The sequence below is a fragment of the Corynebacterium sp. KPL4072 genome (genome assembly GCF_037908395.1).
GTDB classification, from domain to species: Bacteria; Actinomycetota; Actinomycetes; order Mycobacteriales; family Mycobacteriaceae; genus Corynebacterium; species Corynebacterium kefirresidentii.
Window position 1 is genome coordinate 229,735 of the sequence record NZ_JBBMGE010000004.1, and the last position, 13,554, is coordinate 243,288.

Annotated in this window: 13 protein-coding genes; 12 read left to right on the top strand and 1 reads right to left on the bottom strand. The window is 56.0% G+C overall.

The window, feature by feature from the left end; all coding sequences use genetic code 11:
• Positions 1-110 precede the first annotated feature (110 nt).
• The 12 genes from argC to tyrS all read left to right on the top strand — a co-directional run bounded on the left by argC (position 111) and on the right by tyrS (position 12,906).
• Positions 111-1,154: an N-acetyl-gamma-glutamyl-phosphate reductase gene (gene argC / locus WMP97_RS06055; RefSeq protein WP_023021636.1), complete on the top strand. Its 1,044-nt coding sequence runs from the start codon at positions 111-113 to the stop codon at positions 1,152-1,154.
• Between the two features lie 16 nt (positions 1,155-1,170).
• Positions 1,171-2,340 (top strand): bifunctional glutamate N-acetyltransferase/amino-acid acetyltransferase ArgJ, encoded by a 1,170-nt coding sequence (argJ, locus tag WMP97_RS06060; protein WP_340440036.1) that lies wholly within the window; start codon positions 1,171-1,173, stop codon positions 2,338-2,340.
• Between the two features lie 13 nt (positions 2,341-2,353).
• Positions 2,354-3,289, top strand: a complete 936-nt coding sequence (gene argB / locus WMP97_RS06065; protein ID WP_340440048.1) for an acetylglutamate kinase — start codon at positions 2,354-2,356, stop codon at positions 3,287-3,289.
• Entirely contained in the window at positions 3,286-4,464 is a 1,179-nt protein-coding gene (locus tag WMP97_RS06070) for an acetylornithine transaminase (protein ID WP_340440037.1), read from the top strand. The genes argB and WMP97_RS06070 overlap by 4 nt, the downstream gene beginning before the upstream one ends.
• The gene (gene argF / locus WMP97_RS06075; protein WP_023021632.1) at positions 4,461-5,381 is read left to right on the top strand and encodes an ornithine carbamoyltransferase; all 921 of its coding nucleotides are present in this window, start codon (positions 4,461-4,463) and stop codon (positions 5,379-5,381) included. The genes WMP97_RS06070 and argF overlap by 4 nt, the downstream gene beginning before the upstream one ends.
• Positions 5,382-5,384: 3 nt before the next feature.
• Complete coding sequence (locus tag WMP97_RS06080; RefSeq protein ID WP_023021631.1) at positions 5,385-5,867, top strand: arginine repressor; 483 nt, start codon at positions 5,385-5,387, stop codon at positions 5,865-5,867.
• An 80-nt stretch (positions 5,868-5,947) separates the two neighbouring features.
• The gene (locus WMP97_RS06085; RefSeq protein ID WP_023021630.1) at positions 5,948-7,168 is read left to right on the top strand and encodes an argininosuccinate synthase; all 1,221 of its coding nucleotides are present in this window, start codon (positions 5,948-5,950) and stop codon (positions 7,166-7,168) included.
• A 6-nt stretch (positions 7,169-7,174) separates the two neighbouring features.
• A complete protein-coding gene (gene argH / locus WMP97_RS06090) occupies positions 7,175-8,605 on the top strand; it encodes an argininosuccinate lyase (RefSeq protein ID WP_340440038.1) in 1,431 nt (476 codons plus the stop codon).
• A gap of 219 nt (positions 8,606-8,824) precedes the next feature.
• On the top strand, positions 8,825-10,342 hold the full coding sequence (locus WMP97_RS06095; RefSeq protein WP_239205568.1) for an amino acid permease: 1,518 nt from the start codon (positions 8,825-8,827) through the stop codon (positions 10,340-10,342).
• Between the two features lie 12 nt (positions 10,343-10,354).
• Positions 10,355-11,392 (top strand): ornithine cyclodeaminase, encoded by a 1,038-nt coding sequence (locus tag WMP97_RS06100; RefSeq protein WP_005323253.1) that lies wholly within the window; start codon positions 10,355-10,357, stop codon positions 11,390-11,392.
• 56 nt (positions 11,393-11,448) lie between these two features.
• Positions 11,449-11,622 carry a Trm112 family protein gene (locus tag WMP97_RS06105; protein ID WP_005323252.1) on the top strand — a complete coding sequence of 58 codons (174 nt, stop codon included), beginning with the start codon at positions 11,449-11,451 and terminating at the stop codon, positions 11,620-11,622.
• A gap of 24 nt (positions 11,623-11,646) precedes the next feature.
• Positions 11,647-12,906, top strand: a complete 1,260-nt coding sequence (tyrS, locus tag WMP97_RS06110) for a tyrosine--tRNA ligase (RefSeq protein ID WP_340440039.1) — start codon at positions 11,647-11,649, stop codon at positions 12,904-12,906.
• Between the two features lie 272 nt (positions 12,907-13,178).
• Here tyrS and WMP97_RS06115 read toward each other — a convergent pair.
• Positions 13,179-13,554, bottom strand: a 376-nt coding sequence (locus WMP97_RS06115) for a hypothetical protein (RefSeq protein ID WP_340440040.1), incomplete at its 5' end; no start/stop codon positions are given.

Consider the following 13,554-nt stretch of genomic DNA (forward strand, 5'->3'; position numbering starts at 1 on the left):
CCCCTTTTTTCATACATTATTTTCATTACTCGACGTTCATTTACCTGCGGAATCGGACAATCTGACTGAATAACATACGGTTGGGTGTATTTATTGCTATAGTCCCTTCTATGACGATTTCAGTAGCAATAGCAGGTGCGACCGGGTACGCGGGAAGCGAAATCCTTCGCCTGCTGCTGTCGCACCCGGCGTATCTTGGCGGCGAACTACGCATTGGGGCGCTAACTGCCTATTCCACCGCAGGGAAGAAGGTCGCTGAGCTTATGCCGCACCTCCCGCAGCTGGCAGACCGTGCCATTGTGGGCACGACCGCTGAAAATCTTCGCGGGCACGACATTGTATTTTTGGGCCTTCCACACGGTCATTCTGCGGCGATTGCTCAGCACGTGGGGCCGCAGACCACAGTGATCGATTGTGCGGCCGATTTTCGCCTTCGCAATAAGAAGGACTGGGACGCCTTTTATGGCGGAGAGTACGCCGGGCATTGGCCTTATGGAATCCCCGAGATTCCAGGCAATAGGGAAGTGCTGCGCGATGCCAACCGGGTAGCTGTGCCGGGGTGTTTTCCCACGGCGGTAACCCTCGCAGGTTTGCCGACAGTTGCCCACGAACTCATTGAGCCGAGCCTCTCGGTGATTGCTATTACCGGTGTTTCCGGAGCCGGGAAGAAGGCCTCCGTGGCGCAACTCGGCGCGGAAACTATGGGAAACCTGAAGGCATATAAGCCCGGCGGCACGCACCGACATACCCCGGAAATCGTGCAAAATCTGCAGCCGTTTGCGCAGGAAAAGCTTGACGTCAGCTTCACTCCGGTTCTAGCTCCCTTAACCCGAGGCATCTTGGCGACCATAACGGCGGGGATGAAAGAGGGCGTCGGCAAGCGGGAAGTAGAGACTGCATTCGGTGAGTTTTATGCCCAAGAGCCCTTCTGTCACGTGCTTCCCGCCGGTCAGCAGCCCGAGACCCAAAACGTTGTAGGTACCAATATGGTTCACCTCCAAGCCCATGTGGATGAACGCGCCCGACGCCTCGTGGTTACCGCAGCACTGGACAACCTGTGCAAAGGAACAGCCGGCGCCGCCGTGCAATGTATGAACCTAATACTCGGCTGGGATGAAACTTTGGGCTTGCCGCAAGCGGCCGTAGCCCCATAAAAACTAGGAGAAGATTATGAATGCAGCAGGAATTACTGGCCCGGCCGGCTTTAGCGCCGGCGCTACCACAGCGGGGATTAAACCCTCAGGCAAACCCGATATGGCATTAGTTGTCAATAATGGACCACGCTTTGATGCGGCGGCGGTATTTACCCGTAATCGTGTTGTGGCCTCGCCGGTGAAACTCTCCCGCAAGGCGGTGGCCGATGGTCAGCTTGCCGCTATTGTCTTTAACTCTGGAAACGCCAATGCGTGCAATGGCCCGCGGGGTGATGCGGATGCCTCCGCGCTGGTAGCCGAGGTTGCCCACTCCTTGTCCCTTCCAGAAGGAAATATTGCCGCCTGTTCGACCGGGCTTATAGGCGAGCCTTTGCCTATGGAAAAAGCGTTGGCTGGTGCAGGCGCTGTGGCGAAGGCCCTAGGCGGCAGCGCGGACCATGCTCACGCAGCGGCCGAGGCTATTTTGACCACCGATACCGTAACTAAGGAAGCCGCCTATGTTGGGGCCGGCTGGTCCGTTGGGGCCATGGGCAAGGGGGTGGGCATGATGGCCCCCTCGCTGGCGACGATGTTGGTGTGCCTTACTACCGACGCCGCCGCAAGCACCGCTGCCCTCCAGAGTGCCCTGGACAAGGCCGTGTCGCAGACCTTCAACACCCTCGACGTGGATGGATCAACTTCTACTAATGACACGGTGATCCTCATGGCCTCTGGGGCCTCGGGTGTTTCGCCCAGCCAAGAAGAATTTGAAACGGCGGTGCTGGCGGTTTGCTCAGACATTGCGGAGCAATTGCAAGCAGATGCAGAAGGTGTAACCAAGCGCGTCAAGATCACTGTGGAAGGCACTGCCACCGACTATCAGGCCCTCAACGCCGCGCGCACCTTGGGCCGCGACAACCTGTTCAAGTGCGCCATGTTCGGCTCTGATCCGAACTGGGGGCGCGTCCTTGCGGCGGTGGGGATGGCAGATGCAGAAATGGACCCGGAAAATATCTCGGTCTATTTCAATGGCCAGCCGGTGTGTCGTGCCTCGACGGGTGTACCCGGCGCGCGCGAGGTGGACCTTAGCGGGACTGATATCGATGTCTACGTGGACCTTGGAACGGGAGGTACTGGGTCTGCGTTCGTGCGGACCACGGATCTCTCTCACGCCTACGTGGAAATCAATTCGGCGTATAGCTCCTAGGGAGGAGATGAAAATGTTTAGTGGGCTTAGTGATCAAGAGCGCGTCACCGTCCTAGCGGATGCCCTCCCGTGGCTCCAACATTATCGGGACACCATCGTAGTGGTGAAATACGGCGGCAATGCCATGGTGGACGAAGAACTTAAAGCTGCCTTTGCTGCGGACATGGTCTTTTTGCGCACCGTGGGCGTTAAGCCGGTGGTGGTGCATGGTGGTGGGCCACAGATCAACTCCATGCTCCACAAGCTTGGTATAGAAGGGGAGTTTCGAGGCGGCTTTCGCGTGACCTCTCCGGAGATCGTGGAAGTAGTTCGCATGGTGCTTTTTGGGCAGGTAGGTCGCGGATTAGTCAACCTCATCAATTCGCACGGCCCATATGCGGTGGGGACCTCTGGCGAAGACGCGGGACTATTTCGGGCCACCAAAAGGTTGGTGGAAGTCGATGGAAAACCTACCGATATTGGGATGGTCGGAGACATCGTAGAGGTCAATCCAACGGCCGTGATGGACATTATCGACGCTGGGCGCATTCCAGTGGTCTCGACCATCGCACCGGGGGAGGAAGGCGCAATTTATAACATCAATGCCGATAGCGCGGCTGGGGCTTTGGCTAGCGCAATCGGGGCAGAGCGTTTGGTCATTCTCACCAATGTGGAAGGACTATACACAGACTGGCCGAACCGCGATTCCCTCGTGTCCAAGATCGAGCGTGGTCAACTTTCCAGACTTCTTCCCCGACTGGACTCTGGGATGATTCCCAAGATGGAATCTTGCCTCAAGGCAGTAGAAGGCGGGGTATCGGCCGCGCACGTTATCGACGGCCGGATTGGCCACTCAGTGCTCTTAGAGCTTTTAACTCCGGGTGGCGTCGGAACCATGGTGTTGCCAGATGATTATAAGCAACACGACTACCCCGAAGGGACCATCTTCAGGAAGGATGATGCAGCATGAATAAGCCACAGAGCTTGACACAGCGGTGGTCGGAGACGGTCGTTGATACCTATGGCATACCGTCTATAGGTCTCGTCTCCGGCCAAGGGGCAACGCTTAACGATGAGCAAGGTAAGCCTTATATTGATCTACTAGCAGGCATTGCGGTTAATTCCTTGGGATACGGCAATGAGCACGTAGCACAAGCGGTATCCCACCAGGCGCGCACTTTGGCGCATACCTCGAACCTCTTCGCCACTCAGCCAGTGTTGGATGCGGGAGCGAAGCTGATTGAGCGCGTGGGAGACGATAGCGCCCGAGTGTTCTTCTGTAACTCCGGCGCCGAATCCAATGAGGCTGCATTTAAGCTTGCTCGCTTGACCGGGCGCCGGCGAATCCTCGCTGCCGAGCACGGCTTTCATGGACGAACCATGGGGGCACTGGCCTTGACCGGTCAGCCCGATAAACAGCGCTCTTTCCGCCCGTTGCCGGGAGGAGTGGAGTTCTATCCGTTCGGGGATGTGGAGTATCTGCGTCAGCTGGTGGAGCAAGACCCCCAGGACACTGCGGCCATAATCCTGGAACCTATTCAGGGAGAAACTGGCGTCATTCCGGCCCCTGCGGGGTTCATGAAAAAGGTCAGCGAGCTGTGCGATGAATACGGAGTCCTATTAATCGTTGACGAGGTACAAACAGGCGTAGGCCGTACCGGGACCTTCTTTGCCCACGAGGTAGAAGGAATTCAACCGGACGTTATCACTATGGCGAAAGGCTTAGGTGCCGGACTACCCATCGGCGCAACGATTACCCGAGGGCGTGCTAAGGGTCTTTTTGGGCCTGGCTCTCATGGCACTACCTTTGGCGGGAACCCCGTGGCGTGCGCCGCGGCAAATGTTGTTCTTGACACCGTAAATGCCGAATTTCTCGCAGGGGTGACCCGCAAGGGGGACTATGTGCGGCAGGAATGTGAAAAGTATTCAATTGTAGATCGCGTGCGCGGCCGAGGTCTTATGCTGGGCCTTGTATTAAGCGCACCGGTGGCTAAGCAGGCCGTGCGGGACGGGCTCGAACACGGGCTTATTCTCAACGCTCCCAACGAGAATGTTCTTCGACTAACCCCACCTTTGGTCATTTCCCAGCATGAACTCGACACAGCACTATCAACTCTCGGAACCATATTGGAGGAACTGGCATGAGCCTGCGGCACTTCCTAGCTGACGATGATCTCAGCCCACAAGAACAAGCGACGGTTTTAGATTTAGCTGAAAAGCTAAAGAAGGAGCCCTTTGCAGAGCGCCCCTTAGAAGGCCCCAAGACCGTGGCGGTTCTCTTTGATAAAACGTCTACGCGCACCCGCTTTTCCTTTGAAACCGCGGTAGCGAATATGGGCGGCAGGGGTATTACCGTCGATACTTCTACAACCCAAATGGGCAAGGGGGAATCTTTTCAAGATACGGCGGCGGTGCTTTCAAGGTACGTGGAGGCCATTGTGTGGCGTACGTTTGCGCACGACAATCTGCTCCAGATGGCCGAGACTGCTACCGTACCTTTGATTAATGCACTTTCTGATGACCTACATCCGTGCCAGATCCTGGCTGATTTGCTGACCTGTCGCGAGAATCTAGGTGATCTGCCGGGTAAAAAGGCCGTCTACCTGGGCGATGGCGATAATAATATGGCCAACTCCTACATGATCGGTTTTGCCACGGCCGGTATGGACGTCTCCATCATTGCGCCAGAGGGATTTCAGCCTCGCCAGGAATTCGTCGACCGCGCGCGTCAGCGGGGCAATATCACCATTACTGATGATGTCAATGAAGTAGAAGGCGCAGACGTCGTGATTACGGATACCTGGGTTTCTATGGGACAGGAAAATGATGGTCGTGATAGGCGCACGCCGTTCCTGCCCTATCAGGTTGATTCGACCATAATGAGCAAAGCACATAAGGATGCAATATTCTTACATTGTTTGCCGGCGTACCGTGGAAACGAGGTCACGACTGAGGTGATCGATGGTCCGCAGTCGCGAGTCTTCGATGAAGCGGAAAATCGCCTGCATGCGCAGAAGGCGCTTCTCGTCTGGTTGCTCGAAATAAATAAGGAGATCAACTGAGTAATGAACACCCCGACCACCCGCAATGCTCGGCAGGCCAAGATTCTAGAGATTTTGGACCGCAATCGCGTCACCAGCCAGGTGCAACTATCCGAGCTGCTTCTTGCAGATGGCATTGACATCACGCAGGCTACTTTGTCCCGTGACTTGGATGAGTTGGGAGCGAAGAAGGTAAAGCGTGATGGCGGCCGTTCCTATTACATGGTCGGCGGTGAGCTGGAGCAATTTGAAGATCAGGTGGGCGGGCCCCGCGAAAAGCTGCGACGCATGCTCGATGAATTGGTGGTATCCCATGATTCTTCCGGCAATATTGCGATGCTGCGCACGCCAGCTGGCGCGGCCCAGTACCTGGCTAGTTTTATTGACAGGGTAGGGCTGCACGATGTCATTGGTTGTATCGCCGGTGATGACACCATTTTTGTCTTGGCGCGCGAGGGGGTTACGGGCGCAGATCTGGCTGTGACGCTCACCACGCGGAATATTTAAACGGTGAGAGTGGAAATTTATCACACGCTCGTATATTATGTACCTAAATGAATTCTTTTCAATAGATTAAGGAGATTTCCATGTCTGCACGCGTAGTCTTGGCCTACTCCGGTGGCCTTGATACTTCTGTTGCTATTCCGTATCTGGCAAAAATGACCGGCGGCGATGTTGTTGCCGTTTCCCTGGACTTGGGTCAAGGTGGCGAGGATATGGAATCGGTGCGCCAGCGTGCACTTGACTGCGGTGCCGTAGAGTCCATCGTTATCGATGCCAAGGATGAGTTCGCAGAGGAGTACTGCGTTCCCACCATTCAGGCAAACGGCATGTATATGAAGCAGTACCCGCTAGTATCGGCCATTTCCCGTCCGCTCATTACCAAGCACCTTGTTAAGGCTGCCCAGGAATTTGGCGGCACCCACGTCTCCCACGGTTGCACCGGCAAGGGCAATGACCAGGTACGCTTTGAGGTCTCTTTCCGTGCCCAGGATCCTTCTCTCGAAATTATCGCTCCTGCACGTGATTATGCTTGGACCCGCGATAAGGCCATCGCCTTTGCGGAGGAGATCAACCTGCCAATTGAGCAGTCCGCCTCCTCGCCATTTTCTATCGACCAGAATCTGTGGGGCCGCGCCGTCGAAACTGGATTCCTAGAGGATCTGTGGAATCCACCGACAAAGGACCTATACGCCTACACCGAGGACCCGGGTCTGGGCAATGCCCCGGATGAAATTATCCTCTCCTTTGAAAAGGGCATCCCCGTGGCGGTAGATGGCCAAAAGATGTCCCCGCTGCAGATCATTGAAGAGGTCAACCGCCGCGCAGGTGCACAGGGTATTGGTCGCCTAGATATGGTCGAGGACCGTTTGGTGGGCATTAAGTCCCGTGAGGTCTACGAAGCTCCGGGTGCAATGGTCCTTATCCAAGCGCACGAAGCGCTAGAGGATGTCACTGTGGAGCGCGAGTTGGCTCGCTACAAGCGCCTCACCGATGCTCGTTGGTCCGAGGAGGTCTACGACGGCCTCTGGCATTCGCCGCTGAAGCGTTCCCTGGACGCTTTCATTGCGGAATCTCAGGAAAACGTTACCGGCGATATTCGCCTAAGTATGCACGCCGGCACCGCCACGGTGACCGGGCGCCGCTCTGGCCAGTCGCTGTATTCCTTTGATCTTGCCACCTATGACACCGGCGATTCCTTCGACCAAACCGCCGCAAAGGGCTTTGTTCAGCTGCACGGCCTGTCTACCCAAATTTCCAATCAGCGCGACCGCGACGGCGGTTTCCCGACCAGCGCCCAGAAGTAGAAGCATATGGAACTACATAAGACTAATGAGGGTGCCCTGTGGGGCGGCCGCTTTTCCGGCGGACCCTCCGAGGCAATGTTTGCCCTCTCTGTATCCACCCACTTTGACTGGGTCCTCGCGCCTTATGACGTATTAGCCTCCAAGGCGCATGCGAAAGTGCTGCACAAGGCAGGCTTGCTATCCGACGCCGACCTGGAAACCATGCTCGCCGGTCTCACCGAGCTAGGGGAGAAGGTGGATTCTGGCGAATTCCGCCCGGCGCCGACAGATGAGGACGTCCACGGTGCGATGGAACGCGGGCTCATTGAGATTGTCGGGCCGGAAGTAGGCGGCCGCCTGCGTGCTGGCCGCTCGCGTAATGACCAGGTAGCGACGCTGTTTCGCATGTGGGTACGCGATGCCATTCGTGATACCGCCGCCCAGGTGAGTGACTTGGTGGATGCCTTGGCCGATCAAGCCGCATCCCATCCCGATGCCATCATGCCGGGCAAGACTCACTCGCAAGCCGCGCAACCAATTCTGCTAGCACACGAACTTTTGGGCCATGCGCAGCCGCTTCTGCGCGATATCGAGCGCCTGCAGGATTTGGACAAGCGCCTAGCCGTGTCTCCCTATGGCTCTGGCGCGCTTGCTGGTTCATCTTTGCAGCTCGACCCAGAGGCGATTGCAGAAGAGCTAGGGTTCGACTCCGCTGCTGAAAACTCCTTGGACGGCACTGCGGCTCGTGACTTCGCCTCCGAGACTGCCTTCGTTTTGGCGCAGATCGCGGTGGATATGTCCCGGCTCTCGGAAGAAATCATCTATTGGTGCACACCGGAATATGGCTATGTCACGCTTGATGATGCTTGGTCGACGGGTTCGTCCATCATGCCGCAGAAGAAGAATCCGGACGTGCCGGAACTTACCCGCGGCAAGACTGGCCGCCTTATTGGCAATCTCACTGGGCTTTTGTCCACGCTGAAGGCTCAGCCGCTGGCCTATAATCGTGACCTGCAGGAAGACAAGGAGCCAATCGTTGACTCGGTGACACAGCTTAACCTGCTGCTGCCGGCGATGACCGGTCTTGTATCGACGCTGACGTTTCATGAGGACCGCATGCGCGAGTTGGCTCCGCGCGGGTTTACGCTGGCTACCGATTTGGCTGAATGGATGGTCCGCCAAGGTGTTCCTTTCCGTGAAGCGCACGAAGCCTCCGGCGCCTGCGTACGGATTGCTGAGGAACGTGGGGTGGACCTAATCGACCTCAGCGACGAGGACCTAGCGGGCGTCGACAAGCGGCTAAAGCCGGGCGTCCGCGAAGTGCTCACCATCGACGGAGCAGTGGCTTCTCGTGACACCAAGGGTGGCACGGCCGGCGCTCGAGTGGCAGAGCAACGGGAAAAGGCACGGGAACGGGTCGCTGCGGCCCGCACGTGGGCGCAGACGCCACTGCGCTAATGAGTTCTTTTCCCTGAAAACCGCATGGTCTATGGCCATGCGGTTCTTTTATGCCTAGAAGCGGGGGTAGGGAAACGGTCCCTATTTCCAACCCTCCAACTGCATTGTTGAACACAATGGGGGTGCCGGTGACGTGGGTAACAGTATGGTGCGGTACTATCCTTGCAGAGAATGTGACCTAACAGACGCATTCCTGTCAATGAAAGGACGATCTCTCCCATGACAGTAAATTCGCCGCCGCCCACAGCGGGGCCGCACGAGAACGAGAAGGCGGTCTACGCTTCGGAAGACCACGGCCTGCAAAAGGGGATGGGCAATCGCCAGCTCCAGATGATCGCCATCGGTTCTGCCATTGGTACCGGTCTTCTTTTGGGTACCGGTAGCCGCTTGCAAGAAGCCGGACCGTTCCTAGCGGTGCTGTACCTTATTTGTGGCTTCTTTGGCTATATCATCCTGCGTTCTCTTGGCGAGCTCATTGTCTATCGCCCCAGCTCCGGTTCCTTCGTCTCCTATGCCCGTGAGTTCTACGGTGAGAAGACCGCTTTTGTCACAGGCTGGTTGTACTGGGGAAACTGGGCGATGACCTTGGTGGCGGACGGCACAGCCGTAGCTATCTACATCAAGTGGTTTAGCCAGTACACGTCGTGGCTCGACGCCGTTCCGCAGTGGGCACTGGCCCTCGTTGTTATCTGCGGCATCCTTGTATTCAACATGCTCTCGGTGAAGATCTTCGGCGAGCTGGAGTACTGGTTCTCCCTCATCAAAATTGTCGCGTTGATCATCTTCATGTTGGTGGCCATCGGTGTCCTTATTCTTGGCCACCCGAGCGGCGATCCCACCGGCTTTAGCCTCATTTCTGATAACGGTGGCTGGCTGCCCAATGGCCTCATGCCTGCCGTCATCGTTGTCCAAGGTGTCGTCTTTGCCTACGCCGGCATCGAGCTTGTTGGAACCACCTCCGGTGAGACTAAAAATGTAGAAAAGCATATCCCGCGCGCAGTCAACAATGTGCTGCTCCGCATCTTGATTTTCTACTTCGGCTCCGTGCTATTGCTGACCTTGGTGTTGCCATACACTAACTATGTCGCAGATGTTTCGCCGTTCGTGACCTTCTTTGAGTCCCTGGGCGTTGGCGCGGCGGCTCCGATTTTCCAGCTTGTCGTTATCACCGCTGCGATTTCCTCGCTCAACGCTGGCCTGTATTCCACCGGCCGCATTATGTACAACATGTCCACCTCCGGCTCCGGCCCGAAGTTTGGCGCTCGCATGTCCAAGTCTGGTGTTCCCTACGGCGGCATCGTCATGGCGGCCATGGTGGGCTTGGTAGGCGTCTTCCTCAACTATGTGGTGCCGGAGATGGCGTTTGAAATCGTGCTCAACCTGGCAGCCTTGGGTACATTGGCGTCCTGGGCGGCAGTTGCGCTCTCGCACCTCAAGTTTGTGCGCCTAGCCAAGAGCGGAAGCTATACCCGACCGGGATACCGCTCGCCGTTTGGCGAAGGCGGAGACTGGGCAGTGCTCATCTTCATTGGCCTAGTCATTATCTTGATGGCCTTTGACTATCCAATCGGCACTTTTGCACTTGCATCGACCCTGCTCCTCGTTCCGGTCTTTATGGCAATGTGGTACGCATGGCGCGACCGTATTCGTACAATCGCGGAAGAGAGGAAGGCCAAGCATCTGCCAACCTCCAGCTTCCCGGCCGCACCGCAAACAGACCTTCACCCAAAGAAATAGAAAGGAACTTTTATGAACCACGCAGTTAAGTTCGTAGACGTAGAAAATATGGCGCGCTGGATTCAGCGCGAGGGCGTTGAAAACATCATTACCGGAATGGTGGACTACCTCGAGGCTGACTACCGCGAGTGGGAGCGCTTTGACAAGATTCCGCGCGTTGCCTCCCACACCCCATTCGGTGTCATCGAGCTCATGCCGACCTCTAACGGTAAGGAGTACTCCTTCAAGTACGTCAACGGCCACCCGTCCAATCCGGCCCGTGGTTTCCAGACCGTTACCGCCTTTGGCGTGCTTGCCGACGTCGACAATGGCTACCCCACCTTCGAAGCCGAGATGACGCTGCTTACCGCACTGCGTACTGCTGCAACCTCCGCCATGGTGGCAAAGCACCTAGCGCGCAAGGACTCCAAGCGCATGGCCATGGTCGGTGCCGGATCCCAGTCTGAATTCCAGGCCTTGGGCTTCCGTGGCGTGATGGGCATCGAGGACATCACTATTTACGACATTGACCCTGAGGCGGTAGAGAAGTTCAAGCGCAATCTGGAGCCACTGGGCTTTAATATCACTGCCTGCTCTAGCGTCGACGAGGCGGTTCTAGGTGCAGACATTATTACCACCTGCACTGCAGACAAGGCACAGAACCAGATTCTGGCCGAGCGCCACGTCGCCCCAGGTGTCCACCTCAACGCTGTTGGCGGTGACTGCCCAGGTAAGACCGAGCTGGAAAGCTCCATTCTGGACAAGTCCAAGGTCTTCGTGGAGTTCCCGGAGCAGACTCGCATCGAGGGCGAAATTCAGCAGAAGCCCGAAGACTTCCCGGTTGTCGAGTTCTACCAGGTGCTCACCGGCCAGGCCACCGGCCGCGATGACGATGAGCAGATCACGCTTTTCGACGATGTCGGATTCGCTATTAACGACTTCTCCGCCCTGCGTTATCTGCGCGATTCCGTCAAGGGAACCGACTTGGAGTCTGAGATCGACATCATTGCCAACCCGGATGATCCCAAGGATCTCTTCTCCTTGGTGGCTAACGTTCCGTCCCTTCTTTAAGGCCAAGGTGGGGTAGAGGGATCCAACTTCTTCCTTTACCCGCTAAGATAAGGCGCATGAGTCTTGACCCGAAGTTGCTAGAGGTCCTTGTCTGCCCGCAAGACAAGGGCCCTTTGACATATCTGGAAGATAAACAGGTCCTCGTCAACGAGCGGCTGGGTATTGCCTATCCCATTGAGGATGACATCCCAGTCATGCTTGTAGACCACGCCCAGAAATGGCCCGCTTAACTTCGATTTCTAGAAAGACTTCCCATGAATATCATTGATGAACTGCAATGGCGCGGACTAATCAATCAGTCCACCGATCTTGAAGCGCTCCGCGAAGCATGCGAGAACCCTATCGCGCTGTACTGCGGATTCGACCCTACCGGTGACTCCCTCCATGCAGGTCACCTCGTTCCGCTTATTATGCTGCGTCGCTTCCAAGAAGCGGGGCACCACCCGATCGCGCTAGCGGGTGGAGCGACAGGATTTATTGGCGATCCACGCGACGTCGGCGAGCGTTCCATGCTCAGCGAAGAGGACTTGGCCCATAACCTTGAGGCTATCAAGGGGCAGCTACGTCGGTTTATTGATTTCGAGGGCGAACACGCCGCCACCATGGTCAATAATGCTGATTGGACCATGAATATGTCGGTCATTGACTTCTTGCGCGATGTGGGCAAGAACTTCTCCCTCAACACGATGTTGGACCGCGATACCGTCAAGCGACGCCTTGAAGGCGACGGTATTTCCTACACCGAGTTCTCTTATATGCTATTGCAATCCAATGACTTCGTACAGCTTCGCCGCGAGCGCGATTGCGTTTTGCAGATCGGCGGCGGCGATCAGTGGGGCAACATCGTTTCCGGCGTTGACCTCAACCGCCGCATTGACGGTGCGAAGGTGCATGGCCTTACGGTGCCGCTAGTTACCGACGCCTCTGGACAGAAGTTCGGCAAGTCCACCGGCGGCGGAAAACTGTGGCTCGATCCGGAAAAGACTTCCGCTTACTCTTGGTACCAGTACTTCCTCAACGCCGGTGACTCTGTCGTCATCGACTACTTGCGCTGGTTTACCTTCCTGACGCAGGAGGAAATCGCCGAGTATGCGCGAGCAGTCGAAGAAGAGCCCTACAAGCGAGCAGCTCAGCGCCGCCTGGCTCAAGAGATGACCGATTTGGTTCATGGTGCAGAGGCTACGAAGGCAGTCGAGCTTGCCGCGCAAGCGCTCTTCGGCAAAGCAGAGCTTTCCGAGCTGGACGAGAAAACCCTCGTCGGCGCTCTCTCTGAGACCACCGTTGCGGATGTTGCAGCCGGCGAACCGCGCACCATCGTTGATCTTTTGGTTGCCAGCGGTTTGGCCGATTCCAAGGGTGCTGCTCGCCGTACCATCAAGGAAGGCGGAGGGTATGTCAACAACGAGCGCATCGAATCGGCGGAGTGGGAGCCTTCGGCAGACGATCTTCTTCATGGGAGCTGGCTGGTGCTGCGCCGCGGCAAGAAGAATTTCGCCGGTGCCAAGCTGAGCTAAACAGCGGGAAATGACGTCCTTTCCACACGTTGGAAGGGCGTCATTCTTCGTTTTCCAGCCCATACTGGGGATTTGTGTTGTTTGGTTGTAGTGGGCTAGATTAAACCAAGTCGCCGGGAGGTAGCCGGGAGGTTACTTGATGGTGACATTTTGTACGGACTTGGTTTGATGATTTGACTTTGTTCTTTGAGTTGAGTAAGTTTGTACGGGCTGCCGATGAGAGGTTAACGGGAAGTTAATTTTCTTGTTGGTTGGTGGTGATGTTTGAGAACTCAATAGTGTGCCAATGTACTTTTTATTTTTTGTGTGCATGGTTGTGTGTTGATTGGTTTGTCTGCCAATAGGCTTGTGTGCTTGTTGGTTGGTGTGTGCCGGTTGGGTATGTGGAACACGTACCTTTTTGAATGCTGTTTGGTGTTTCGGCTGCATTGAGATGGATTGGTTGGCATGTGATTGTGTTTACCTTTTTTGGTTTCCTCTTTTTGACCCCGTCGGGTTGAGGGGACTGTAATTTTTTTCTTTGTAGTAATTTTTTGGACGCCAGCATGAGCTGCATTTTGTGTGGTTTGTTGTGGTTTGTTCTTTTGTTGGGTTTCGGGCTTTTCACGGCCTGTTTCGGATTTGTTCTGAAATTTTTTTGTGGAGAGT

Excerpts from the sequence above, each read along its gene's own strand:
- WMP97_RS06095 (WP_239205568.1), top strand. The coding sequence starts at position 8,825 with ATGACAGTAAATTCGCCGCCGCCCACAGCGGGGCCGCACGAGAACGAG.
- tyrS (WP_340440039.1), top strand. The coding sequence starts at position 11,647 with ATGAATATCATTGATGAACTGCAATGGCGCGGACTAATCAATCAGTCC.
- WMP97_RS06070 (WP_340440037.1), top strand. The coding sequence starts at position 3,286 with ATGAATAAGCCACAGAGCTTGACACAGCGGTGGTCGGAGACGGTCGTT.
- WMP97_RS06085 (WP_023021630.1), top strand. The coding sequence starts at position 5,948 with ATGTCTGCACGCGTAGTCTTGGCCTACTCCGGTGGCCTTGATACTTCT.
- WMP97_RS06100 (WP_005323253.1), top strand. The coding sequence starts at position 10,355 with ATGAACCACGCAGTTAAGTTCGTAGACGTAGAAAATATGGCGCGCTGG.
- argJ (WP_340440036.1), top strand. The coding sequence starts at position 1,171 with ATGAATGCAGCAGGAATTACTGGCCCGGCCGGCTTTAGCGCCGGCGCT.
- WMP97_RS06080 (WP_023021631.1), top strand. The coding sequence starts at position 5,385 with ATGAACACCCCGACCACCCGCAATGCTCGGCAGGCCAAGATTCTAGAG.
- argB (WP_340440048.1), top strand. The coding sequence starts at position 2,354 with ATGTTTAGTGGGCTTAGTGATCAAGAGCGCGTCACCGTCCTAGCGGAT.
- WMP97_RS06105 (WP_005323252.1), top strand. The coding sequence starts at position 11,449 with ATGAGTCTTGACCCGAAGTTGCTAGAGGTCCTTGTCTGCCCGCAAGAC.
- argH (WP_340440038.1), top strand. The coding sequence starts at position 7,175 with ATGGAACTACATAAGACTAATGAGGGTGCCCTGTGGGGCGGCCGCTTT.
- argF (WP_023021632.1), top strand. The coding sequence starts at position 4,461 with ATGAGCCTGCGGCACTTCCTAGCTGACGATGATCTCAGCCCACAAGAA.
- argC (WP_023021636.1), top strand. The coding sequence starts at position 111 with ATGACGATTTCAGTAGCAATAGCAGGTGCGACCGGGTACGCGGGAAGC.